This is a genomic window from Aeromonas hydrophila subsp. hydrophila ATCC 7966 (assembly GCF_000014805.1).
Taxonomy (GTDB): domain Bacteria; phylum Pseudomonadota; class Gammaproteobacteria; order Enterobacterales; family Aeromonadaceae; genus Aeromonas; species Aeromonas hydrophila.
The window spans coordinates 1,130,184-1,155,425 of record NC_008570.1 but is presented as its reverse complement, the minus strand read 5'-3'; the positions used below and the strand labels follow the sequence as shown (position 1 = coordinate 1,155,425).

The window sequence follows — 25,242 nt, the reverse complement described above, 5'->3', positions numbered from 1 at the left end:
AGGACAACCCGTTATCCATCCGATAACCATCAACCTCTTGCTGCTGGCGATGGTCCGGATATCATGCCCAGCCAGTCGGGGCTGGTGATGACTTTACTTCTTGGTGACATCCACCTGCAGCTTGCGCTTCTGATCATCCTTGCCCGGGGTGTAAGTTTCGCTGGTGACGCCAGCAATCGGACTGTAAGTACCCGCCCCGACAGAGTCTTCAATCATCCACTGATAGGTATAATCAGTCGCCGTACCTATATTCCCGGCGCTGGTAGTGACCTTGGCCCTGAGTTCGGTGGAGACAATCGGATTGCCAGCAAGCGCAGCGTCAGTGGCCGCAATGACGATCTCGACGGCATCCACCTCATTGGGATCAACCACATCAACAGAGTCATCGCCATCGGGAGCGCCACTCACTGCCACCTGAGTCCCCTGATACGGATCGGTTGTTATCGAGTCGGTTTGCGGAATGACACTGGCAGTAATTTTTGTACCCAGGTCTGCCGCAACCAGGGTGTAGCTGTTGCCCGTCGCACCAACAATCGGTGTCCCATCGCGATACCACTTGTATTCACTAGTTACTGGTGCATCCCCATCCAAGTCACCAAAACCGGTTTCGACAATTTGCAAGGTATCGTTCACATCCACCCGACCATTGCCATTAGCATCGGTATAGGTAAAAGATGCACTATCCAACGTTGGGGCGCGCCCCTTAACGGCATCGGTTGGAGCTGACGTTAGCGCACTGGCGCCACTGGTCACCCCCCACATTACCACTGCTACCGATACCGCGATTTTTTGCTTTCTCATCACTTGCTCTCTTCCTTTTGGCTATAAAAAATGATTTACCTAGCGCCGATACACACCACAACGGATGCCTAACCATCACGGCTCTTGCATACCAGTGAACCAAGGCACTCAGCGTCCCAGACATCACCTCCGCACTTCTTGGTGACACTCACAGCGGCGCAACAATGACGCGCACCCGTTTCTTCTGATCTTCTCGCGCGGGTAAATAGGTCACGCTGGTCGCCCCACCGATATCCACAAAATTTCCACTGCCGACACCATCTTCAATCTGCCACTGCCAGGTCAGTCCTGCACGGCAGGCGCTCGAGCCGCAGTCAGACACGGCCGTCAGTACCGCTCCCACCTGAGGAAAGCCGTCAACCAGCCCGGTAATCGTCACCCCCACCAAGCTCGCGAGATAGTTCACACTGCTAGCAGGCCCAGTGTTGCCGCTCTTGTCGGTAGCCGTGGCGGTGATGGTGCCACTCCCCTGCACCGTCGGAGCTTCCAGGGTGTAGTTGCCATCCACATCTGCAGCCGTGGTGCTGGTTGTGCCATCCGGCCAGGTAATGGTCACCGTGCTGTCCGGCTCTGCCTTGCCACTGACCTCCGGCTTGTTGTCGCTATTGCTATCCGTTGCAGCCAACGTCGGGGCCCCCGGTACCGTTGAGTCGATGTAGTTCACGCTGGTAGCCGGCCCGGTGTTGCCGCTCTTGTCGGTAGCCGTGGCGGTGATGGTGCCACTCCCCTGCACCGTCGGAGCTTCCAGGGTGTAGTTGCCATCCACATCTGCAGTCGTGGTGCTGGTCGAGCCATCCGGCCAGGTAATGGTCACCGTGCTCTCTGGTTCCGCTTTACCAGTGACCTCCGGCTTGTCGTCACCATTGCTGTCGGCCGCTGTCAGTGTCGGGGCCCCCGGCACCGTCGCGTCATCAATAAACTCAAACTCCATGCTGTCACGCGCCACATGACCACTCGGGAAGATGACCTCAACATCCAAGCGATACCGCGTGCCGGGGTTGGGTTGCCCGGGTGCAACCAGCTCACGCCCCGTCAGTACCTGTCCAGGCCCTTGAAATGTCAGGCGATAGCGGTACTGGTAACCATCGCGGTCCGCTTCAACATCCCCCTCAATGCTCTCAATCGGGATCCCATTGCGTGCTTTGGCGGGCTTCTGACGGGGGTCAACAACCCCCCAGTCAACTTGGTAGTGAGCACCGGGTAGAAGTTGAACAAAGTGCTCTGCCAACTGGATAGCAGGTTGCAGCCCAGAGTCTTCCGAAACGGCAACAACCCCTTCCGCAATGGCTTCATGGCCATCGATGTCGGTGACGATGGCAACGACCGGATATTGATTGGATTGGCCAATACGATAGGTGGGCAGGGACGGGAGTGTGAGGGCGCGTTTGTCCTGCCCAGCCGTATCAGCCGGGCTAAGCCCACTGAGCCCCAGGACGTCACCCAACCACTGGATGGAGGCTATCTGACGGGAATGCTGGATGTTGAGCGTCAAGGTCAGTGCTTGCCCCTCAACCGCGGAATATTGGTCGTTGAGAGACGCCTTGAGGAGCACCTTGTCACGATACTCAAGCACCATGTCATTGTTACGCTCAATCAGATCGTGGCGCATACCCGCCAACGACTTGTCGACACTGGACGGGTTCAGCATGTCCCAGAGCGTTGCCCCGAGCTTCCACTCCAGCCCCAGCGTAAAGCGGGTGTCATGTTGCCTGCCGCTCGCTTCAACTTGCTCGACATCCATCTTGAGTAACGGGAAGGGGTTATAGTGCAGACCAGCAGTAATGGCATGCGGATCGCGCTCAAGCTGATCAGCGTCCAGCAAGCCAACCCGCTCCCCCAAATACTGCTCAGCAGTGAGGGATGCGCTCCATTGCGGATAGGCTGGCAGATAGGCCTCAAGACGCACATCCATGCCGCGTGCTGCGCGCTCTTCCATACCCTCAAACCGTGGGGAGTCACGCCAACTGCTCAGTGGGGTATAAAAGTTGGCGCCCAACTTGAGATAATCACGCCACGCCTCAGCTCCGACTCCCGCACGCCAGTGCCGATTGGTCAGGTCATAATCAGCAAACAGGTTGTAACCCAGCATCCAGCGGTCGAGGAAATGACGCTGGCCCACCCCCAGATTGGCAATGGTACGATCCTGCCCATTTCGGCGTAGACCAAACTGGGTAAACAACAGAGTCTGCTGCTCTTCAGCAAGCGGCAACAAGAGATCCGCCTCGGCAGTGACCATATTGAAATCGTCATCCAGCGTCACCCGGGTTCTGGCTGTGCCCATCGCCCCCAGCAAGGATGCAGCATACGCATTGGCCTCCTCTTCAAACTGTGTCGCGAGCTGCTGACGCCAGTACTGCACCTCCTGCTCCGAGCCATAGCGCGATGCAGATGTCGGCACCTGCTCTCCAGAGGCAGCTATGCTATTGCGCTGTGCACGACGCGCACCTTTAACTATCTCACTCTCATTTTCAAAACCAGCCTCCCTCCCCTCTTCAAGTGCTGTGAGTGCCTGCCCCAGGCGAGTAACATGCTGAGCCACTTTTTGTTCCACATTAATGTGACTCTCTGTATTTTCTTTCAGGTACAGTGGATTCTCGCTAACTAATATGGGCAAGGTCTGTGGTCGTGGTACATTTATGGTCTCCCCAACCACCAGATAAGGTGCATCGAGTTTCAGGTGGCGGTTTAATGTCAACAGTTGATGTGGCACCACCCCAAACTGGCGTGAGACAGAATCAAGCGTATCTCCCTTTTTGATGAGATAGCGGATAAGTTCAGGTTGCTCAGAAGCGAATGTAAAGAGTGATCCAGCCGCATACACCACAGGAAATAATGCCTGCTGTCCTAAAAAGAGATAAGTCCAAAAAAACTGATGGACTTTGCTTGGTGTGAAGTTCATTAATAGCCCCTGAGGTATACCTTTATCGGCGGGACTATATAAGAGTGGCTGTATCTAGGTGCGATCAATTAAATTGTTAATATTTAATAAATAAATAATAAATTTAATTTAGTAAAGCTACACTCTTTGCTATCCATCTAATAAATGTATCATTTTTAGTGACAGCAATCACAATAATGATTAAAAGGGACCGCATTGAAACCAATAAATGCCAAGCAAGCTTACTTCACATATTTTTAAATATGTGAGCGCGTGCACAATCATACTTACTCTTAGAACAGCTTGAGTTCAGTTTTTCTATGAAGAGATTGATGATCTTTACTTGGCCTAAATAATTTTTATTCTCTAAATCTTAAAATAAAAAAATCAACAAAAAATATTCACATCAGTATCATTATCACTCTCCACAATGGGATATTTCTGCATCAACTACAGGAACCACTGACCAGCAGTTCGCTATCTCACCAGAACATCCGCAACTGGAATGATTCTACTTCATGCTGCCCCCCCTACTACGGCGAAAGCTGCTACATGTTTAAACCTACTCATAGTGCTAAGTAGGCAAAATCCCAGTAAACCATGATTTTCCAGCCTCACCAAGCTGGGGTATGTTTTCAGTGTGATTTTTCCTGCGACAGCTTGAACTGATAAATTGTGGTCTATGCCAGCGAACGACGGTGATACCTCAATATATTCTTCCTGCGCTCCAGCACTTCCTTCTCGCATCACCAATACCCTCATTCCTACAGTGGCCATTTATCCGTAGCCTAGTGTTCTTGCTAGATGGGATACGGACTGTTGCCTCTTTAGATGTAATAAGCAGGTGATTGTCCTTAGGATAGTTTGATGGTTATAGACCCTGCAATGGGCTATACCGCATGCATTCATGCTGCTCCTATTGCTAAAGAAGAGAGCATCTGACTCCATTTCAACTATTGCTTAAGACCCGTTTGCCATGTTGAATAACACCATGTAATGCGAAAAGATTTTTTACCCGCTCGATACCGAGCGTCGTAACCTTCATGGCAATCACCTCTCATCAGTAAAAACTTAACATTCGCTACCTTGGTACTCAGATACCATTTTGGAGACACGCGGCGCCCCCATTCACACCCGAAAGATGGATAAACACATGAGCCAGCTCTCCATACTTGCATGGAATGATGGCAATATGTTCCTCCTTGGCAACCGTAGTATTTGGCGTGAGGCAAAACTGAACGTAATGCGCCTAGGGATTAAAAATACATGATATCGATTCTGGTTGATGGTGAGGACAAAACCGCAAAAATTAGCGACTGGACGATTCGCTGGAACGACAAGCACGAAACGCTGGAAGTGACCTGTCATTTTCCCTCCAGTAAAAAATACACTCGCCCACTCAATCATTGCCAAGTATCACCTTCCCGCGAGTTGAGCAATGTACTGCTGACCAAACCTGGCAGCACGATCGTCAAACCTATCGACAAAGCGGTGATCTACGGTGAGCGATATGCCGTGGTGCACTACCTGGGCGGCAACAGGCCCTATGTCCATAAAATGGACGGCATCGTCTTCTCCGCCCCTACCTCGATCAAAGACACGCCGGTCTTCAGTTATTTCACCGCGGTTGCGAGTGCCCGACACGCTCAAGCGCAATCGAAGGATGATCGTGAGATAGCCAGCAATGTCGTGACTCAGCTTGGAAAACTGCCCGCTATCGCCAGCACTGCCTTGCAAGCCTATTGCACCGGGCGCAACGGCATGCTCGCCCCAGGTCAGGGGCTCATTTATCCGTTCGGGCTGAACGAAAGCCAGTACCAGGCCGTCGAGCGGGCGTTCAGCGCGCAAGTCAGCGTGATCGAAGGCCCACCGGGAACCGGCAAGACCCAGACCATCCTCAACATCCTCGCCAACATCCTGTTGCGCGGGCAGACAGTAGCGGTGCTGTCCAACAACAATGCAGCCGTGGCAAACGTCTACGAAAAGCTGGAGAAATGCGGTCTGGGCTACCTTGTTGCCAAGCTTGGCAACAAGGATAACCGCGAGGCCTTCTTCGCCAACCTGCCTGCATGGCCCGCCAGTGCGCCCAGGCCGGCACCGTCCCAGGAAGAGATCCAGGGCTTGCTTACCCGCTTGAAGCAGCACCTGCAAGACCACAATCGGGCGGCACAACTGCAGATCGAATTGGACGAGCTGGTCATCGAGCGGCGCTACCTGCAGCAGTGGCAGGCAGAAAACGGAGTACAGGCCACAGGCTCATTGGACAAGTACGGGCTGACCCCGCGCAAGACTGCCGACCTCATGGCTTACCTGGCGCACCTGGGCGAGCAGCGCGTGAAGCTCAAGGACCGTATAGAGCTGCTGTTCAAATTCAGAGTCTTTCGCACCAAGCCGTTAGCCGAGGGCGAGGCGCGAATGGCCGCGTTCCATGCCCTGCAGATGCATTACTACGACAAGTCGCTGCAGGATAAAGAAACCGAGCTGCGGGCGTGCCGTGAATCCTTGTCGCGCGCAAATTTCACGGCCTTGCTCAAAGAGCTGACAACCGCATCTATGCACCATCTGAAACAGCATCTGCAAGGCCAGGTTCCGCCGCGAGACAGCTTCGATGTCAAAACCTACCGCATGGATTTTGATGCCTTCGTGCAGCGTTTCCCTATCCTGGGCAGCGGCACGCACTCCATCGTCAACTCGATCGCGCCGGGGGCGATCCTCGACTACGTGATCATCGATGAAGCTTCCTTGCAGGACATAGTGCCGGGCATCCTGCCGCTGGGCTGCGCCAAGAACCTGATCGTCGTCGGCGACAACCGCCAATTGCCGCACATCCCCGTGAAACTGGGGCTGCAGGCGCCGGCCGAGGCCTACGATTGCGAGCGCTACAGCCTGCTGGATTCGTGCATTGCCGTGTTCCAGGACGCACTGCCAAGGACGCTGTTGAAGGAGCATTACCGCTGCCACCCCAGGATAATTCAGTTCTGTAACCAGCAGTTCTATGACAACGCACTGGTGCCGATGACCGTGGACAACGGCGAGGAGCCCCTGCGCCTGGTGGTGACCGCCAAGGGCAACCACGCACGCAAGAACACCAACCTTCGGGAGTTGGACTCCTTGCTGAAGGTGCTCGAAGACGAGGGGACGCCCGTCGCAGTGGACGGTGAAGGTCGCGGTTACATCGCGCCGTTCCGGGCACAGGTCAGCCTCTCCGAAAAGCACCTGCCAGCGGACTTCGTCAATGACACGGTGCACAAGTTCCAGGGGCGCGAGTGCGACGAGATCGTCTTTTCTACCGTGCTGGACAAGAAGCGCTACAACCAGGCGCAAGGACGCCTGGATTTCGTCGACGACCCACGCATGATCAACGTTGCGGTGTCGCGAGCCAAACATCGCTTCACCCTGGTGACCGGTGACGAGGTGTTCACCGACAACAATGGCCACATCGCCGCACTGATCCGCTATATCAGCTATTACGCGCAGGACGAGCAGATCGTGCGTGCGCCGGTGGTGTCGGCATTCGACTTGTTGTACCACGAGTACGATCAGTCCTTGGCACGCCTGAACGCCCGTCTACGACCCGAGGATTCACGCTACAAGTCCGAGCAGATCGTAGCGCAGTTGCTGCGCGAAGCGCTGTCGGCTCCGGCGTGCCAAGCTCTGAAGTACCACACGCAGATCCGACTAGAAAAGCTCGCATCACCGACTAACTCCGACTGGACGGAAACTCAGCGGGCGTTCATGAGGCGCGCCAGTTGCGATTTCGTGATCTATTTCAAAGTGGGCAAGACTCCGATAGGGGTCATTGAAGTCGATGGTGGGTATCACGACCAACCCGTGCAGGCGGCTCGGGACGCCATGAAAAATGAGATTTTGAATAAATGCCGTGTTCCCATTCTACGACTGAGAACAGTTGATAGTGGCATTAAGCAGAGAATCAGCGACTTTCTTGGTCTTTGGATGAAATAGTTGTTCAGAGTAATAAATTACAGGAAGAAGAGGGCGTTTGGCTGTGATCAACTAAATCGGACTCTTGATGAGGCTGCTGGACATCAAACTTACAAGCCCGCAAATTGGGGATCTCAGACCGTTCAGTTCGAGCAACCTGATAGCGATGAACGCTGGGCAGCTTGGGAAGCAACCCAGCCACCTTCATCAGACGACGAACATTGAAACGGCCAATCTGATACCCCCGCATCATCGACATCAAGCGCGCCTGTCTGCCGAATCCCGGGGTTGGCATCATCACGATGCCAACCCCTTGCTCGTTCTAGGCCAAGGCCGCCGTTCAGCCGATTGCGGGCGTGTCAGCCGCCCCACATCCCGCCACAACCATGCCTGCCCAAACTAACCTGCCAGCTCTGCGGAGTGATCTCCTACCGCGACCAGAGTGAGACTGACGCCGTGCTGGGCCAGCACCTCGCGGGCACTCTCGGGCAGTTGCCCATCGCTGATAACCTGATCGATCGCTTCCCAGCCCACCACGTTGAAGGTACCCACCTTGCCGTATTTGGAGGAGTCGCAGATAAGTATTCGGGTCGCGGCAGCCTCCACCACGGCACGCTTGACCGGCACCTTCTGCTCGCTGGGGGTGGAGATCCCCAAGGTATCCCAGGAGGAGGCCGACAAAAAGGCCACATCAAGATGCAAATTGCGCAGGAAGTGGGCGGTGGCTTCGCCGGCGCAGGATTGGTTTTCCCGAATGACCTGTCCGCCGGTGTGATAGAGGCGGCAACGGCCGTGCTCGATCAGGTAGGCACAGACCATGAAGTCGTTGGTCACTATCATCAGATCTTCCCGCTGCGCCAGCTCCCGGGCCAGCTCGAGGGAAGTGGTCCCCGCATCCAGATAGACGGAACTGCCAGGCTCAACCTGGGCCGCAGCACTGTGGGCAATGGCCAGCTTGGCCTCCTGCATCAGGCTGCGCTTGGTGGCGTGGGAAGGTTCGCTCTTGATCCGTTCTGAAAGGCTCACGCCCCCCGACACGGAGATGACCCGCCCCTGATCTTCGAGCTTCTGGATATCGCGCCTGATGGTCATGTGGGAGACCTGCAGGCGCTCGGTCAATTCGGTGATGCTGACGGCACCGCGCTCGGCCAGCAGGTGCAGGATCTGTTGCTGTCTCTCTACGGGGATCATGGGCAATCCGTAACGCTAAAATGAGCGTCCATGTTACCCCAGCAGGATGGGAAGTTTTGATAAAAAAGCAAATCAAGGCTCACAATTCACAACAAATCACATGAACATCTCCATTAAAGTCACTCAATCGGCTCCACGCCTCTTTAAATAACAAAAATTAACACCTTTAAAGTTAAGTTTTGTGACACCTGCCTGATATTTCATCACCACAAGCCCCTACTATCGGTTCATTCGTTGTAATCGAGGAACTGAGAGATGAGCAGACCCTATCACGTTGCCGTCATCGGCCTGGGCGCCATGGGCATGGGCGCCGCCCGCTCCTGTCTGCGGGCCGGACTCACCACCTATGGCATCGACCTCTGTGCGACCGCCCGGGAACAGCTGCAGGCCGCCGGAGCAGCCGCCGTCATGGCCGATGCCCGCCCGCTTGCCGAAACCCTGGACGCCGTCCTGCTGCTGGTGGTCAACGCCGCCCAGGTGCGCCGCATCCTGCTCGGCGAAGAGGGGCTCGCTCGCCATCTCAAACCGGGCACTGCCGTCATGGTCTCTTCCACCATAGCGGCAGAAGAGGCGAGCGCCCTAGCCGCCGAGCTGGCCAAGCTGGACCTGCCGATGCTGGACGCCCCGGTCTCCGGCGGCGCCATCAAGGCCGAGGCCGGCGAGATGACGGTGATGGCCGCCGGCGCCGATGCCGCCTTCGACAAGCTAGCCCCTGTGCTCGATGCGGTGACCGGCAAGGTCTACCGGGTCGGCAGCGAACCGGGCCAGGGCAGCACGGTCAAGATCGTTCACCAGTTGCTGGCCGGCGTGCACATCGCCGTGGCCGCCGAGGCCATGGCGCTGGCGAGCCGCGCCGGCATCTCGCTCGATCTCATGTACGACGTGGTGACCCATGCCGCCGGCAACTCCTGGATGTTCGAAAACCGCATGGCCCGGGTGCTGGCCGGCGACTACCAGGCCCGCTCGGCGGTCGACATCTTCGTCAAGGATCTCACCCTGGTAGCCGACACGGCGCGAGAGCTGCGCTTCCCGCTGCCACTGGCGAGCACCGCCCTCAACATGTTCCTCGCCGCCAGCAACGCAGGTCACGGCAAGGAAGATGACAGCGCCGTCATCAAGATCTTCGATGGCATCACCCTGCCAGGCATGGAGGAGGCACAATGAAACTGGGCGTGATTGCAGACGACTTTACCGGGGCCACCGACATCGCCGGCTTTCTGGTGGAAAACGGCCTCGCCACCCTCCAGCTTGCCGGCATCCCGCCGGCGGTGGATCTCAGCGGGATCGATGCCGTGGTGATCAGCCTCAAGAGCCGCTCCTGTCCGGCCGACGAGGCGGTACGCGACTCGCTGGCCGCCCTCGACTGGCTCAAGGCACGCGGCTGCCCGCGTATCTACCAGAAGTACTGCTCCACCTTCGACAGCACGGCGGCCGGCAATATCGGCCCGGTCACCGATGCCCTGCTGGCGGCGCTGGAGAGCCGGTTCACCCTGATCTGCCCGGCCCTGCCAGTGAACGGTCGCACCGTCTATCAGGGCAACCTGTTCGTCGGCGCCCAGCCGCTGGCCGAGTCCGGCATGCGCCACCATCCCATCACTCCCATGACCGACAGCAACCTGCTGCGATTGATGGAGGGGCAGGGTTCAGGGCGCGCCGGACTGGTGCCCTTCACCACCATAGCGCAGGGCCCCGCAGCCATTACCGACGCCTTCGAGCAGCTAACACAAGCTGGTGTGCGCTACGCCGTGGTCGACACCCTCACCGAGCAGCACCTGCTGGATATCGCTGAGGCCGCCATCGAGATGCCGCTGGTGACCGGCGGCTCCGGGCTCGCCATCGGCCTGGCCCGGTTGCTCGGCAACGGCAATCCGGCCGCCGCCCGCGCTGCGGGAAGACCGCTGGGCACTCGCGCCGTGGTGCTGTCGGGCTCCTGCTCCGAGATGACCAATCGCCAGGTGGCCCACTATCGGGAGGTGGCGCCAGTGCTTGCCTTCGACGTGGCAGCTTGCCTGACGAAAGCCGACTACCCGGCCGAACTGGCACGCTGGGTTCTGGACCAGCCGGCAACCCCCGCTCCCATGATCCACGCCACCACCAGCCCGGACCGGCTGGCCGAGATCCAGGCCCGCCATGGCCGCGACCTTGCGAGCGAGGCGGTGGAGCAGTGCTTTGCTCGCCTCGCCGTACTGCTGCGCGCCGCCGGCATAGACAGTTTCATCATCGCCGGCGGCGAGACCTCGAGCCGCATCACCCAGGCGCTGGCTATTACCGCCTTTCACATAGGCCCGCAGATCGCCCCCGGCGTACCCTGGGTGCGTGCAACTGACGCCCCACTCTCGCTGGCCCTCAAATCCGGCAACTTTGGTGACGAAACCTTCTTCAGCCGGGCACAGGAGTTTTTCCATGACTGAACAGGCACTGCGCGACACCATGGTGATGCTGGGCGCATCCCTTTTCCAGCGAGGCTATGCCACCGGCGGCGCCGGCAATCTCTCCGCCAAGCTGCCGGACGGCACCCTGCTTGCGACCCCGACCGGCTCCTGCCTCGGCCGGCTCGATCCGATGCGTCTCGCCCGGGTGAGCATGAGTGGCGAGCATCTGGGGGGGGATCGCCCCTCCAAAGAGGTGGCCTTCCACCTCGCCATCTATCACAACAAGCCGAACTGCCAGGCCGTGGTGCACTTGCACTGCACTCACCTGACCGCCCTCTCCTGCCTGGAGGGACTGGATCCGGCCAATGTGATCCGCCCCTTCACTCCCTACTACGTGATGCGGGTCGGCCAGTTGCCACTCATTCCCTACTACAAGCCAGGGGATGCCCGCATCGCCGGGGAGCTGGGGCGCCGCGCACCAGAAGGCAATGCTTTCCTGTTGGCCAACCACGGTCCCGTGGTGACCGGCAAAGATCTGGTGGACGCGGTCAACAACATGGAAGAGCTGGAGGAGACGGCCCGCCTCGCCCTGCTGCTGCACGGACAGCGGATCCGCTACCTGAGCGAACCCGAAGTTGATGAATTGAGGAGGATAAAACCATGAGCAAGTTTGCCGCCAATCTCACCATGCTGTTTACCGAGCTGCCGTTCCTGGAGCGCTTCGCCGCCGCCCGCGAGGCCGGCTTCAGCGCGGTGGAGTTCCTCTTCCCTTATGAGTGGCCGGCCGCCGAACTGGCGCGCCAGCTGCAGCTGCACGGTCTCTCCCAGGCGCTGTTCAATATGCCGCCGGGCAACTGGGCAGCAGGGGAGCGCGGCATGGCAGCCATCCCGGGCAGGGAGGCCGAGTTTCGCGCCCACCTGCCAACCGTACGCGACTATGCCCTGGCGCTCGGTTGCACCAAGGTGCACGCCATGAGCGGCATCGTGGATCCGGCACGCAGCCTGGCAGCCCACCGCCAGACCCTGATCGACAACATCCGCTTCGCTGCCGACTTCCTGGCCGAAGACGGTATCAAGGTGCTGCTGGAGCCCCTCAACGATCGGGACGTGCCCGGCTATTTCCTGGCTCACCAGCTCGACGCCCTGGCGCTGGTGCAGGAGATAGACAGACCCAACGTGGGGGTGCAGCTCGATATCTATCACGCCCAGATCATGGACGGGGATCTCACCCGTCTCATCGGCAAGCTGGGCCCGGCCATCGGCCACGTCCAGATCGCCTCGGTGCCGGATCGCCATGAGCCGGACGAGGGGGAGATCGCCTACCCGCACCTGTTCAAGGTGCTGGAGCAGGCGGGCTACCACGACTGGATCGGCTGTGAATACAACCCCAGAGGCAACACCCGGCAAGGCTTGACCTGGCTGGCACAACAATAACGACCCTACACACGAACGAGTCTGAGGATAGCAAGATGCAGATCATCATCACCGGCGGAGGCGGCTTTCTGGGACAGAAGCTAGCCCGTGCCCTGTTGCACAGTTCCTTACCTTTCAGCGAGCTGCTGCTGGTGGACATTCAGGCGCCACCAGCCCTGGCCGACCCACGGGTACGCTGCCTGCAGGCGGATCTGACCGCCCCTGGAGTGGCCGAGTCCCTCATCAGCGAACGCACCACCGTCGTCTATCACCTTGCCGCTATCGTCAGCAGCCACGCTGAGCAAGATTTCGATCTGGGCTGGCAGGTCAACCTGGACACCACCCGCAGCCTGCTGGAGGCGTGCCGTCACGCCCGCCCGGGCATCCGCTTCGTGTTCACCAGCTCGCTGGCCGTCTACGGCGGCCCGCTGCCGGAACTGGTGAACGACGGCACCGCCCTCACTCCGACCTCCTCCTACGGCACCCAGAAGGCGATGGGGGAGCTATTGGTCAACGACTACAGCCGCAAGGGCTACGTCGACGGCCTGGCGCTGCGCCTGCCCACCATCTGCGTGCGGCCGGGCAAGCCGAACCGCGCCGCCTCGTCGTTTGTCAGCAGCATCATCCGCGAGCCGCTGCAGGGAGAGGTAACTGTATGTCCGGTGAGCCCGGATCTACGCCTCTGGCTCTCCAGCCCCGCCACCGTGGTCGCCAACTTCCTGCTGGCCGCCACCCTGCCAAGGGGGGATGCCCGCAGCATCAACCTGCCCGGCATCAGCGTCACCGTCGGCGAGATGCTGACGGCGCTGACCCAGGCGGGCGGCCAGGCGGCGCGGGATCGGGTGCAGTTTGCCGCCGATCCCGCCATCGAGCGCATCGTGGCCAGCTGGCCGGGACGCATCGACAACCAACGCGCCAGCGCCCTCGGTTTCATGGCAGACAGGACGTTTGCCGACATCATCGACAGCTTTATCACCCATGACATGCAGGAGGCATCATGAGCGACATCCCAACCCCCATCATAGGTCTCATCATCGCCGTCTTCGTGCTGGTGTTTCTGGTCATCCGCACCCGGGTGCACGCCCTGATCGCCATGCTGGCGGCGGCCTGCATCGCCGGGATCACCGGTGGCATGAGCATCGACAAGACCCTCACCGTCATCACCCAGGGCTTTGGCTCCACCCTTGGCAGCATCGGCATCGTCATTGGCCTGGGGGTCATGATGGGCCGCCTGCTGGAGGTATCGGGTGCTGCCGAGCAGATCGCCTACAGCTTCATCAAGTGGCTCGGCAAGCGCCGCGAGGAGTGGGCGCTGGCCATCACCGGCTACATCGTCAGCATCCCCATCTTCGTGGATTCCGCCTTCGTCATCCTCTACCCGGTCGCCAAGGCGCTGGCGAAAAGCGGCAAGCGCTCCCTGCTAACCCTGGGGGTGGCGCTGGCGGGCGGCCTGGTGGTGACTCACCATACCGTGCCGCCCACCCCGGGCCCGCTCGGTGTGGCCGGCCTGTTTGGGGTGGACATCGGCGCCATGCTGCTGACCGGCATGGCCCTGGCCATCCCCTGCGTGCTCGGCATCGTCTTCTATGCCCAGTGGCTCGACAAGAAATACCCCGAGTTCGGCGCCCAGGCTGCCCAGACCCCGGATGAGCTGCAGGTCACCTATGAGCAGTACCTCAAGGAGAAGGAGGGCAAGACTCTTCCGAGCCTTACCCTGTCGCTGCTGCCAATCCTGGTGCCCATCGTGCTCATCTTCCTCAAGGCCATCTTCACCACCCTCGCCACCCTGGAAGGGATGGACGGCCTGATGGAGAACCCGCTGGTGCAGGGCATCAACTTCATCGGCGCCCCCATCATCGCGCTCGCCATCAGCGTGCTGCTGGCGGTCTACACCCTAGTACCGCACATGGACAGGCACGCCACCGCCGCTCGCCTGGAAGAGGGGCTGCAGTCGGCCGGCATCATATTGCTGGTGACCGGTGCCGGCGGCGCACTGGGGGCCGTGCTGCGCGACAGTGGCGCAGGCCAGCAGCTGGCCGAGCAGATCGCCCTGCTGCCCATCTCCCCCATTCTGATCCCCTTCATCGTGGCGACCCTGGTGCGCCTCATCCAGGGATCAGGCACCGTGGCCATGGTGACGGCGGCCTCCATCTCGGCCCCCATCCTGGCCCAGATCCCCGGGGTCAACATGCTGCTGGCCGCCCAGGCCGCCACCATGGGGTCGCTCTTCTTCGGCTACTTCAACGACAGCCTGTTCTGGGTGGTCAACCGGATGATGGGGATCTCGGACGTGAAGCAGCAGATGATCGTCTGGTCCATCCCGACCACCATCGCCTGGGCCATCGGCGGCACCGGCGTCGCCCTGCTCAACCTGCTGTTTGGCTCTGGCGGCACCTGGTTTGATCCCTTGCTGCCCCTGCTGGTACTGGCGCTCATCATCTGGGGCGTGCGTCGCCAGCAGTTGCCTGCCATCAGCAGCGCGGTGGCCGACAGCAAATAATCCCGTCGCCACACCACCGAGGTATGGCCATCAGGGAGGGCCGGTCTGCTAGACTGGCCCTCCTTTTGTTCATTCATCTGCAAAGGAGTGTTGGATGTCTGCTGCTTCGTGGTGGGACAAGTCCACCGGGCTGGCGCTGCTGACCATAGTGCTGTGGGCCTCGCTGGCGGCGCTCACCTCCCGGGTCACCAGCGTGTCGCCGCTGGTGCTGGTGGGGCTGGTGCTGTTTTTCTGCGGGATGGGAGCCCTGCCGTTCTGGCGTCAGTGGCGGGCTCGCCCGGTCAACTGGCTGGTGACCATCAGCGCCCTGCTGCTCTATCACCTGCTGCTGTTCATGAGCTTTCGCCATGCCCCCGTGCTGGAAGCGAACCTCATCAACTACCTGTGGCCGCTGTGCATCATCTTGTTCACCCCATTGCTGCTGCCGGGCCACCCGCTGCACGGTCGTCACCTGCTGGCCGGCGCCCAGGGCCTGGCCGGCTCGGTGCTGGTGATGGTGAACGGCGAGCTGCAGCTGCAACAGGCCCATCTGCCGGGCTATCTGCTGGCGTTGGGGGCCGCCATCATCTGGGGCGCCTACTCGGTGCTGTCGCGTCGGCTGCCACCGGCCCCGGCTGTGATGACGGCGGCGGCCTGTCTGCCCGCCGGACTGCTGGCGCTGCTGCTGGCCTGGCTGCTGGAGGGACCGCTGCCGGTAGCCCGCATCCCGACCGGTGACTGGGGCCTCATCATCGGGTTGGCACTCGGCCCCATGGGGGCGGCTTTCGTCACCTGGTATCTGGCGCTGCGAGACGGAGACCCGCGCCGGATCGGGGCACTGGCCTATCTGACGCCGCTGCTGAGCACGCTGCTGCTGGTGCTGCTCAATGGCGAGCAGCTGACCCCCCGTCACCTGCTGGCCGGTGCTCTCATCATGGGTGGCGCCCTGCTCGGCATGCTGGGCAAGCCCCCTGCCCGCCAGCAGCAGGAGGCCCCGGCACCGCAGCCGTAAGCCAGCCCCCTCGACAGTCAGTCCGGCCGCCGGGCTGACTGTCATAAAAGCGCCATCTCTGCTGCTTAAGCTCACGCCGACGCCCATCGCCGTGGTTCAACAAGCAGGAATGCTGCCGTGAAAATTGCCCATTACGCCTCCCTCTCTTCCCTCGCTCTGCTGCTGGTCGCCGCCGTGCAGGTCGGTGCCCTCTGGCACGGCTGGCAACAGCTCAACCAGGCCGAGCAGGCCCAGTACCAGCACGAACGGCTGCAGCAGCGGCTCACCGGCACCTTGCAGGGCACCCTGCGCGACTACCTCGCCAGCGGCGATCCGCTGCGGCTGACCGAGGCCGAAGCGGTGCGCAAGCAGGCGCTTGCCCAGCTCACCCAGCAGGATGTGGCGCTCACGGCCCAGTTGCGCACCCTGCTCGAACAGATGGGAGCGCGCATCGACAGCGACTATCTGGCGGCCGGCAAGCTCTCCGGCAACAGCCAGTGGCTGCTGCAAAATGCCGAGAACGAGCTGACCGATCAGGCCAGGGCGCTGCTGCGTTACGGCCAGCAAGGGGCGACGGGGAGCGACCCGGCCAGCGCCGAGCGCTATCGTCAGCTGGCCGGCGACCTGCTGGCGGCCCTGCCGGGGCTCGCTCACCTGCGCCAGAACTACATGGAGCAGGCCAGCCCCAAGCTGCTGGAAGGGTTGCAGTTCGAGCTGGCAGCCCTGCAAAAACAGGCCGAGCAGTTGGCGGCCCTGCCGCCGCTCGGCCTGTTCGAGGTGCCCCCCGCCGACGAATTCACCTTGGGGGAACCGGAGCGCAAGGAGCTCGGAGAGCAGCCCAAAGCCGAACTGCTCTCGCTACTCAAGCGCTACCCGCAGGAGCTGGAGAACAGCCGCAAGGCGCTGCAACAGCAGCAGGCGGGCCGTCTCGCGGTGCAACAAGACATAGGCCAGATGCTGCAGGCCACCGGCCAGATGGGCAGCGAACTGGCCGCCGTCCGCCAGGCGGTCAACCAGCGGCTAGCCGCCATCCTCGGCAGCTTGGCGCTCTGTCTGGTGCTGGTCGCCCTGCTGTTTGCGCTGGTGCAGCGCCGCTGGCTGGTCAGGCCGCTGCTGCGCCTGCGCGCGGCATTCCTGCAGCTCGACGAGACCGGGCAGGCCGAAACCCTGCAAGAGGGGCGCGAGCGCAACGAGCTGGCCGACATCGTCGCCAGCTACAACCGCCTCATCCTGCGGCTGCAGCAGGATCAGCAGCAGAAAGAGGGCCAGCTGTCGGCGGTGTCGCAAAGCCTGCAGGGGATGGTCAACCAGGTGCAGGAGATCCATCACAGCACCCGCACCACGGAGCAGGCGGTGGACGAGAGCGATCTGATGATGAGCGAGCTGAACCAGCTGGCCGGCGAGGTGCATCAGGTGGCCGCCGAGATAGCGCAGCACGCCCAGCACAACGAGCACTCCATGAGCCAGAGCGAGCAGCTGGTGGGCGGCATGTTGCAGGCCACCGCCCAGACCGGGCTCGCCATCGACGAGAGTGGCGGCGCCCTGAACCAGCTCAAGCGCTCGGTGGAAGATGTGACCGCCATCGTCGACGTGATTGGCCACATCTCCCAGCAAACCAACCTGCTGGCGCTCAACGCGGCCATCGAGGCGGCGCGGGCCGGCGAGCAGGGGCGCGGCTTTGCGGTGGTGGCCGACGAGGTGCGCCACCTCTCCGCCGATACCCAGCGCTCCCTTGGCCAGATCACCGAGATCCTGACCAGGCTGACCCTGGCGGGGGAGCAGCTCGGCACCGTGCTGGCGCGGATCACCGCAGAAGCCGCCGCCCAGCGCCAGCAGGCGGAGCAGCTGCGCCAGACCACTCAGGCGGTGCGGGAGATGGCGCGCAGCACGGCGGTCATCGCCCTGCAGGGGGCCGACAATGCCAAGAGCCAGGAGCACAAGCTGGCCAGTTTTGCCGATCTCATCGGCCGCATCAGCCAGCACGCCCGCCAGGGCAGCCGCCTCTCGGTGCAGGTGTCGGAGCACATCCACCACCAGGCCAGCCAGATCCCGCGCATCCTCGGTCACCAGGCCTGAGCCGCGCCGGTTTAGCCGGCGCCCCCTACCCGGCCCCTGCCATCGCGCAGGGGTTTATCTTTTTTTGTGGCACAAAATTATCTGTTATCCGCTGGTTAACGAAGAAAGATCCCTCTGCACAGTGCGATCCGTCCGGATCGGCCAGCAATTTCATCTGAAAACGTTGTCATCACCGATATCAGCGGGCTGGGAGTGTCCACAGCAAGCGTCATGATTATTTGCACTCGGTCATATTTTTGAAACTTGGTGGGAACTTTCCATTGATATTTCGCACCGCGAACGTACTCTTGGATTGTCCGATAGCCAAGGATCGGAACACAAAAAAACAAAATATGTGATGAACAGAACTGCACCACCGCAGATGTGCCAAGACGTCGCGGCCGCAGCCGACATACTCGAACTTTTTGCCCTTCGGGGTCTTGATTGCAATGCCAATACCGAGCGGCGGGCGCTTGCCTGACTGCCGGACAAAAAAGCTAAGTCCATAAAATCAGGAGCAATACAAAATGGAAAAAGTGATCTTCAAACGTGCCGCATTGAGCGCAGCCATCGTTGCTGCCATGCTCGCCCCCGGTATGGTGTTGGCTGCCGACGAAGCCGGCCCCACCTATGCAGCCGCCGCCAGCAAATTCTATGAAGAAGGCAAACTCAACGGTGGCCTCTTCTACTTCCAGCGTGATCGTCAGCGTATCGACGGCGACCCCACTGCCAAGAACAAAGAAGGCAAGTACCAGTCCAACCTGAGCCACGCCACCACCCAGGCCTCCCTGAACTTCAACTCCGGCTACGCCTGGGACGTGGTGGGTATCGATGTAGGCGGTTTCGGTGCCTATGACCTGGCCGTGACCGAGAACCACCCGGTCAACCAGGAGAACGAATTCTCCTTCGCCGGCAACAAATGGGGCGAAAACTACAAGGACGGCTCCCCGGAAGGCGGCTTCAGCCTGGCCAACGCCTCGCTGAAATTCAAGGCGCTGGACGGTGCCCTCACCGCCAAGGGTGGTCTGACCCAGCTCTACGTACCGGGCGTGATCGGCGTGAACTGGTCCTATCAGCCGGGTACCTACCGCGGTGGCCAGATCGAGGGTAACTTCGGTGGCCTCTACCTGACCTACGCCATCGCCGACGAGTACAAATCTCCCTGGTACAAAGAGACCCAGAAGTTCTCCCGTGCCAAGGCATGGATGGATCCGTTCGCCGATGAAAACGTCATCGACTACATCCAGGGTGTCGCCGCCCGTTACACCTTCGAGAACGGCACCGCCATCACCGGTTCCTACGGTAACTCCGAAAACTACATGGACAGCTACCACTTCAAGCTGGCCCATAAATTCGACGTGCTGAACGGCCTCTCCACCAGCTACCAGTTCTACGGTTCCGACACCAAGACCTATCAGAAGGGTGGTGCCGACATCGAGACTTACGATGGTCTGGCATGGCAGCAAGCGCTGACCGCCGCCTGGGGCATGGGCCCGTACGGCTTCCGTCTGGAAGGTCTGTGGACCAAGGCCGAGGGTAACGAAGGCAACTACCTGCCCCGTCTGACCCGTGGTTACGGCAACTCCCAGGGCGCGAACGAAATCTGGTGGGACTCCCGCTCCGACTGGAACGCCAACAACGAGAAAGCGCTCTACTTCGGCGTGACCCGTTCCCTGGATGACCTGGTGGGTGCACCTGGCTGGTCCGTCGGTGTCTCCGGTGCCTACGGCTGGGATATCCAGAAAGGCGACGGCACCAAGGCCACCAACGGTGAAGATACCGAATGGGCAGCCAACTTCGACGTCATGTACACAGTGCAGGATGGCAAGCTGAAGGGCACCCTGTTCAAGCTGCACTACACCGATTACAACAACGACATCAGCCAGAGCGGCGGTTGGACCGAATACCCCAACATCTTCGCCTCCGAGAAAGACGTCAAGTTCCACATCATCATGCCGTTCACCATCCTGTAAGCAGGTGGTTGAAGTTAGCAAACCGGGCCGATTGGCCCGGTTTTCTTTTTTCTGATCAGCGGGTTAACATGCAAAACCGCAGGCGCTTCTGCCTGCCTCGTCACACAAGGATGCGCCCATGTCCCGCTTCGTTCTGATCACCGGCTGCTCCAGCGGCATCGGCCTGGCCGCCGCCAAGGCGCTCGGCCAGCACGGCTACACCGTCATCGCCTCCGCCCGGAAGGCCGAGGACGTGGCGCAGCTGCGCCAGCTGGGTTTGCTGGCGGTCGAGCTGGATCTGGCCAACGAGGCCAGCATAGAGCGGGGTGCGGCCGAGGCGCAGGCACTGGCCGGCGGCCGCCTCTATGGCCTGTTCAACAACGGCGCCTACGGCCAGCCCGGCGCGCTGGAGGATTTGCCCACCCAGGCGCTGCGCGAACAGTTCGACATCAATCTGTTCGGCTGGCACCACCTCATCCGTCAGCTGCTGCCGGCCATGCTGGCGGCTGGCGAGGGGCGCATCGTGCAGAACAGCTCGGTGCTGGGGCTGGTAGCCATGAAGTTTCGCGGCGCCTACAACGCCAGCAAGTTCGCGCTGGAAGGGTATACCGATACCCTGCGCCTGGAGCTGGCCGGCAGCGGCGTGCAGATCAGCCTGATCGAGCCAGGCCCCATTGACACCCGCTTTCGGGCCAATGCCCGCGCCGCCTTCCTGCGCCACATAGAGCCCGCCACCAGCCGCCATCAGGCCGCTTACCAGCAGACCCTGAGCCGGCTGGAGCGTGAAGGGGGTGCCCGCGGTTTTACCCTGCCAAGCGAGGCCTGCATTGCGCCGCTGCTGCACGCACTCGGCAGCCCGCGCCCCAAACACCGCTACCCGGTCACCTTCCCGACCCGGCTGTTCGGGGTGCTGCGCCGCCTGTTGCCCAGTCGCCTGCTCGACCGGATCCTCGCCAAGTCGGCCTGACGGCGACCACTTCGCCACCCGGCGTACCCACAACAAGCAGCCTGCTGCAAGGAACAAGGAGTGACGACGAGCGTCGTCGCCTCTCGTCTCATCCCCACCAACCGGCACCAGAGTACAGCACCAGAGTGGCTTGAATCAGCCAAGCCGCCATCCCTGGCAGTCCCCGCTCAGTAGTGCTGGCCGTTGCTGTAATAGCAGCTCTTGACGATGGGCAGCACCTGCACCACCACATAGGTCTGCTCCCCCAGCACCGCTTTCAGGTGGCGAGTGATCAGCGCCGCGGCTGCGTCCTGCAGCTCCTGCGGGCGTTCGAACCAGACCAGCTCGACGAACGGAAAGCCGGCCTCGACCTCCCCCTCGCGCACCCAGTGGCTGTCGATGCTCTCCAGGGTGACGAACTCCGGTTTGCCCCCGGTGAGGGCACAGAGATCCGCCAGCAGGGGGGCGCTTATCTGCTTGAGGGTGTCGACGGAGACGGCCCGAAAACGAAGGTGGGGCATGGGAAAACCTCTTGGCTGTGACAAATGAGGACTTATCATAGGGGTTATTGTGACGAAGAGAAGCCATCCGCTGACATAAGGTGCCCCATGAGACTCCATCGCCTGCTGCTCCCCTTCCTGCTCTGCCTGCTGCTGCCGCTGAGCGCCTTTGCCGACCCCGCCTTCTATAAGGTCAGCAAGGGCGATCAGCAGCACTGGCTGCTGGGCTCCATCCACGCGGGCAAGCCCTCGCTCTATCCGCTGCCCGACCCCATCGAGCGAGCCTGGCTGCAGAGCCGCGCCTTGGTGCTGGAGGTCGACCTGACCCACATCAGCCAGCAGCAGTGGCAGGAGATGGGGGCCATCACCCGGCTGGTGGACGGCAAGACCCTCAAGGAGCACGTGCCGCTCGATCTCTACCGGCGCACCATCATCGCCGCCGGCCAGAACGGCCTGACCGAGAACATGCTGGCCCCGCTGCGCCCCTGGTTTGCCGCCATCACCCTCACCCAGGCGGCGCTGGAGCGCACCGATTTTCGCAGCGCGCTCGGGGTGGATCAGCACTTCGCCAAACAGGCCGGCGACAGCGGCAAGCCCATCATCGGCTTCGAGACCCTGCTCGAGCAGCTCGGCTACCTCGCCAGCGTCGGTGACAACCAGACCCTGATGCTGGAGAGCACCCTGGATGAGCTGCCCGAACTCGAGCGCGGCTTTCGCGAGGTGATGAAGGCGTGGGAAGAGGGGGACGAGGCGACCCTCATCAACCTGCTCAAATCGGAAATGGCGCCACCCAAGCTGCAGGCCTGGCTGGAGCAGACCCTGCTGGCGGAGCGCAACCACAACTGGCTGAAGAAATGGTCCACCCTGCCGAACGAGAGCTTCATCGTGGTAGGGGCGCTGCATCTTTACGGCGACCAGGGCTTGCTCGCCTTGCTGGAGCAGCAGGGCTGGCGCATCACCCCGCTCACCGAGCCGGGTCCGCGCAAGCAGGCCCGCCAATAAGGCGCAGGCGGGGCCACATCGGCCCCGTCAGGGTCTTGATATGGGAGGGCGCTCACAGAACCGGCTGCCGATTTAATAACCACAAGAGGACTTGATCGAGATCATCTCTTTGCTCCCAAAGAGGTATCTATCATGCCTGTCATCAATGGGATGACTGGAGTGCATGAGATGGAATTTTGGATGAACCTGATGTTCGGCAACAGCGTGGGACTGATGTCCATGTTGGTGATTATCGGTACCTTCCTGCTGATCAGTTCCTACGCGGCCTATTTCATCTACAAGGTGATGAACGCCAAGCCGCCGAAAGAGGGCCAATAAGCCTGCGTCAGGCGATCCCTGATCGCCTGATCCCGCCCTCGCCTCCCCTTTGCTCACGGGCTGAGCAACCCAGCGCCACCAGCGCGCCCGCCACTTTCAGATCCGCCCCCGCCCGCTATAATGGCCGCTCATTCCACCTGCGGGGAGCCTGCCGTGTCTCATAACGACGAACTCTCACTGTTTCGCAATGAAGTGGCCGACGTGCGCCCCATTCGCAACGACCATATCCGCCTCCAGACGGCGGGCAGCAACCCGACCGACGCCCAGCTGGCGCGGCGCCAGGCCGCCACCGCCGAACAACTCGCCCTGGATCACCTCAGCATGGAGGCAGTCGAGATGCTCGACCCCCACGCCATCGTCGGCTTCAAGCGAGACGGGGTGCAGGAGGGGGTCTACAAGAAGCTGCGACTCGGCAAATACGAGCTGCAGGCGAGCCTAGACCTGCACCAGAAGACCCTGAACGAAGCGCGCCAGAGCCTGGTGCAGTTCATTGCGGATTGCGAACTGCGCGACATCCGCTGCCTGCTGATCCTGCACGGCAAGGGGGAACGCAGCACGCCGCGCGCCCTGCTCAAAAGCTATGTCAGCGCCTGGCTGCCACAGTTGCCGGCGGTGATGGCCATGCACAGCGCCGAGCGCCGCCACGGTGGCGGCGGGGCCCTCTACGTGCTGCTGCGCAAGAGCGAGCGCAAGAAGGCAGAGAACCGCGAACGCCATCAGAAACGGCTCGGCTAGCCAGCGCCCGTCATCTGGTCAGTCATCCTAAGCCAGGGTGGTAAAACGCACGAGGGCAGTGCTAGCATCGATCGGCCCCGAGCATGCCAGGTACGGGGTGTACGCCATCAGGGACGATAACAAGGACAATCCCATGTCATATCAAAAACTTGAACAACATCAGCAACAGCTGCACCGGCTCTCCCACCTCTCGGCCATCTGTGGCTGGGATCAGGCCGCCATGATGCCGGAGGGGGGCAACGAAGCCCGCGCCGAGGCCATGGCCGAACTGGGGCTGCTGATCCACCACAAGCGCACCGCCCCCGAGCTGGGCGACTGGATTGCCAAGGCCGAGAGCGAGCCGCTGGACGAGATCCAGCGCGCCAACCTGCGCGAAATCAAGCGCCACTGGCAGGATGCAAGCCTGCTGCCCGGGGATCTCGTGGAGGCGCTGTCGCTCGCCGGCAGCAAGTGCGAGCACGCCTGGCGCCGCCAGCGCAAGGAGAACGACTGGGCGGGCTTTGCCCCCAACCTCACCGAGGTGGTGACGCTCTCGCGCGAGGTGGCTCGCCTGCGTGCCGACGCACTGGGGGTACGCCCCTACGACGCCATGTTGGCGCTCTATGAGCCGGGCATGACCAGCGCCCGGCTCGACGAGATCTTCGGCGATCTGACCGGCTGGCTGCCAAACCTGATCCAGACCGTGAGCGAGCAGCAAAAGCGCGAATCCGTGCTGATCCCGCAAGGCCCCTTCCCCATCGCCGCCCAGCAGGCGCTCGGCCAGCAGGTGATGGGGCTGCTCGGCTTCGATTTTGCCCACGGCCGGCTCGATGTGAGCAGCCACCCGTTCTGCGGCGGGGTGCCGACCGACGTGCGCATCACCACGCGCTACAACGAACAGGAGTTCGTCTCCAGCCTGATGGGCATAGTCCACGAAACCGGTCACGCCCGTTACGAGCAGGGCCTGCCACGCCAGTTGCTGGGCCAGCCGGTGGCCGAGGCCCGCTCCATGGGCATTCACGAGAGCCAGAGCCTGTTCTGCGAGATGCAGCTCGGCCATGATCCCGCCTTCCTCACGCTGCTGGCGCCGCACATTCGCGCCCACTTCGGCGAGCAAGCGGCGTTGGCGCCGACGAACCTGGTCAAGCTCTACAATCGGGTCGAACCCGGCTTTATCCGGGTCGATGCGGACGAGGTGACCTACCCGGCCCACGTCATCCTACGCTACGAGCTGGAGCGCGACCTTATCGAGGGGCGCATCGAGGTGGCAGACATTCCCGCCCTGTGGGACGCCAAGATGCAGCAGTGGCTGGGGCTCTCCACCCAGGGCAACTACCAGAATGGCTGCATGCAGGACATTCACTGGACCGACGGCTCGTTCGGCTACTTCCCGAGCTACACGCTCGGCGCCATGTACGCGGCGCAGCTGCGCTTCGCGCTCGAGCGGGAGCTCGGCAACATGGGCGAACTGATCGCGGCGGGCCGCCTGCCGGAGATCTTCGCCTGGCTGGGCCGCCACATCTGGTCCCAGGGCAGCCGCTATGGCACGGACGAGCTGGTCAGCCGCGCCACCGGCGAGGCGCTGAATCCGCACTGGCTGCGCCGCCATCTGGAGCAGCGCTATCTGAAGTAGGGCCAGCGCGCCCGCCAGCAGATAACAAACGGGGCCTCGCGGCCCCGTTTTTCAT

Annotated in this window: 19 protein-coding genes and 1 pseudogene; 15 read left to right on the top strand and 5 right to left on the bottom strand. The window is 61.3% G+C overall.

Annotation, left to right across the window (positions count from 1 at the left end):
• Nucleotides 1–93: 93 nt before the first annotated feature.
• Together AHA_RS05350 and AHA_RS05345 are read right to left on the bottom strand one after the other, a co-directional pair.
• A complete protein-coding gene (locus AHA_RS05350; RefSeq protein WP_043162952.1) occupies nt 94–801 on the bottom strand; it encodes a ZirU family protein in 708 nt (235 codons plus the stop codon).
• A 148-nt stretch (nt 802–949) separates the two neighbouring features.
• Entirely contained in the window at nt 950–3,700 is a 2,751-nt protein-coding gene (locus tag AHA_RS05345) for an inverse autotransporter beta domain-containing protein (protein ID WP_011704992.1), read from the bottom strand.
• 1,245 nt (nt 3,701–4,945) lie between these two features.
• Here AHA_RS05345 and AHA_RS05340 point away from each other — a divergent pair.
• Nucleotides 4,946–7,642 (top strand): AAA domain-containing protein, encoded by a 2,697-nt coding sequence (locus tag AHA_RS05340; RefSeq protein WP_011704991.1) that lies wholly within the window; start codon nt 4,946–4,948, stop codon nt 7,640–7,642.
• Nucleotides 7,643–7,706: 64 nt separating this feature from the next.
• Here AHA_RS05340 and AHA_RS05335 read toward each other — a convergent pair.
• Together AHA_RS05335 and AHA_RS05330 are read right to left on the bottom strand one after the other, a co-directional pair.
• Nucleotides 7,707–7,883: pseudogene (locus tag AHA_RS05335) on the bottom strand (IS3 family transposase); the annotation flags it as partial.
• 137 nt (nt 7,884–8,020) lie between these two features.
• Nucleotides 8,021–8,812: a DeoR/GlpR family DNA-binding transcription regulator gene (locus tag AHA_RS05330; protein WP_011704990.1), complete on the bottom strand. Its 792-nt coding sequence runs from the start codon at nt 8,810–8,812 to the stop codon at nt 8,021–8,023.
• Between the two features lie 255 nt (nt 8,813–9,067).
• On the opposite strand from AHA_RS05330, the gene ltnD reads away from it, so the two are divergent.
• The 10 genes from ltnD (at nt 9,068) to AHA_RS05280 (ending at nt 21,041) form a co-directional block, all read left to right on the top strand.
• On the top strand, nt 9,068–9,976 hold the full coding sequence (gene ltnD / locus AHA_RS05325; protein ID WP_011704989.1) for an L-threonate dehydrogenase: 909 nt from the start codon (nt 9,068–9,070) through the stop codon (nt 9,974–9,976).
• A complete protein-coding gene (gene otnK, locus AHA_RS05320; RefSeq protein WP_011704988.1) occupies nt 9,973–11,223 on the top strand; it encodes a 3-oxo-tetronate kinase in 1,251 nt (416 codons plus the stop codon). Before ltnD ends, otnK begins: the two co-directional genes overlap by 4 nt.
• The gene (otnC, locus tag AHA_RS05315; protein ID WP_011704987.1) at nt 11,216–11,848 is read left to right on the top strand and encodes a 3-oxo-tetronate 4-phosphate decarboxylase; all 633 of its coding nucleotides are present in this window, start codon (nt 11,216–11,218) and stop codon (nt 11,846–11,848) included. The genes otnK and otnC overlap by 8 nt, the downstream gene beginning before the upstream one ends.
• Nucleotides 11,845–12,618 (top strand): 2-oxo-tetronate isomerase, encoded by a 774-nt coding sequence (gene otnI, locus AHA_RS05310; RefSeq protein WP_011704986.1) that lies wholly within the window; start codon nt 11,845–11,847, stop codon nt 12,616–12,618. Before otnC ends, otnI begins: the two co-directional genes overlap by 4 nt.
• Before the next feature lie 35 nt (nt 12,619–12,653).
• The gene (gene denD, locus AHA_RS05305; RefSeq protein ID WP_011704985.1) at nt 12,654–13,598 is read left to right on the top strand and encodes a D-erythronate dehydrogenase; all 945 of its coding nucleotides are present in this window, start codon (nt 12,654–12,656) and stop codon (nt 13,596–13,598) included.
• The gene (locus AHA_RS05300; protein ID WP_011704984.1) at nt 13,595–15,097 is read left to right on the top strand and encodes a GntP family permease; all 1,503 of its coding nucleotides are present in this window, start codon (nt 13,595–13,597) and stop codon (nt 15,095–15,097) included. The genes denD and AHA_RS05300 overlap by 4 nt, the downstream gene beginning before the upstream one ends.
• A 94-nt stretch (nt 15,098–15,191) precedes the next feature.
• Nucleotides 15,192–16,088 (top strand): DMT family transporter, encoded by an 897-nt coding sequence (locus AHA_RS05295; protein ID WP_011704983.1) that lies wholly within the window; start codon nt 15,192–15,194, stop codon nt 16,086–16,088.
• 117 nt (nt 16,089–16,205) lie between these two features.
• Entirely contained in the window at nt 16,206–18,143 is a 1,938-nt protein-coding gene (locus AHA_RS05290) for a methyl-accepting chemotaxis protein (RefSeq protein ID WP_011704982.1), read from the top strand.
• 506 nt (nt 18,144–18,649) lie between these two features.
• Entirely contained in the window at nt 18,650–20,095 is a 1,446-nt protein-coding gene (locus AHA_RS05285; protein ID WP_011704981.1) for an OprD family outer membrane porin, read from the top strand.
• 118 nt (nt 20,096–20,213) lie between these two features.
• A complete protein-coding gene (locus AHA_RS05280; protein WP_011704980.1) occupies nt 20,214–21,041 on the top strand; it encodes an SDR family oxidoreductase in 828 nt (275 codons plus the stop codon).
• Between the two features lie 167 nt (nt 21,042–21,208).
• Here the strand turns inward: AHA_RS05280 and AHA_RS05275 are convergent, their stop codons facing one another.
• On the bottom strand, nt 21,209–21,541 hold the full coding sequence (locus AHA_RS05275; RefSeq protein WP_039215483.1) for a DUF1904 family protein: 333 nt from the start codon (nt 21,539–21,541) through the stop codon (nt 21,209–21,211).
• Nucleotides 21,542–21,628: 87 nt separating this feature from the next.
• Here AHA_RS05275 and AHA_RS05270 point away from each other — a divergent pair, with 87 nt between their 5' ends.
• The 4 genes from AHA_RS05270 (at nt 21,629) to AHA_RS05255 (ending at nt 25,187) form a co-directional block, all read left to right on the top strand.
• The gene (locus AHA_RS05270) at nt 21,629–22,522 is read left to right on the top strand and encodes a TraB/GumN family protein (RefSeq protein WP_011704979.1); all 894 of its coding nucleotides are present in this window, start codon (nt 21,629–21,631) and stop codon (nt 22,520–22,522) included.
• A gap of 132 nt (nt 22,523–22,654) precedes the next feature.
• On the top strand, nt 22,655–22,840 hold the full coding sequence (locus AHA_RS05265) for a DUF3149 domain-containing protein (protein WP_011704978.1): 186 nt from the start codon (nt 22,655–22,657) through the stop codon (nt 22,838–22,840).
• Between the two features lie 153 nt (nt 22,841–22,993).
• Nucleotides 22,994–23,575, top strand: coding sequence for a DNA endonuclease SmrA (gene smrA, locus AHA_RS05260; protein ID WP_011704977.1), 582 nt, complete (start codon nt 22,994–22,996; stop codon nt 23,573–23,575).
• 133 nt (nt 23,576–23,708) lie between these two features.
• Nucleotides 23,709–25,187: a carboxypeptidase M32 gene (locus AHA_RS05255; protein ID WP_164927560.1), complete on the top strand. Its 1,479-nt coding sequence runs from the start codon at nt 23,709–23,711 to the stop codon at nt 25,185–25,187.
• Nucleotides 25,188–25,242: the final 55 nt, after the last annotated feature.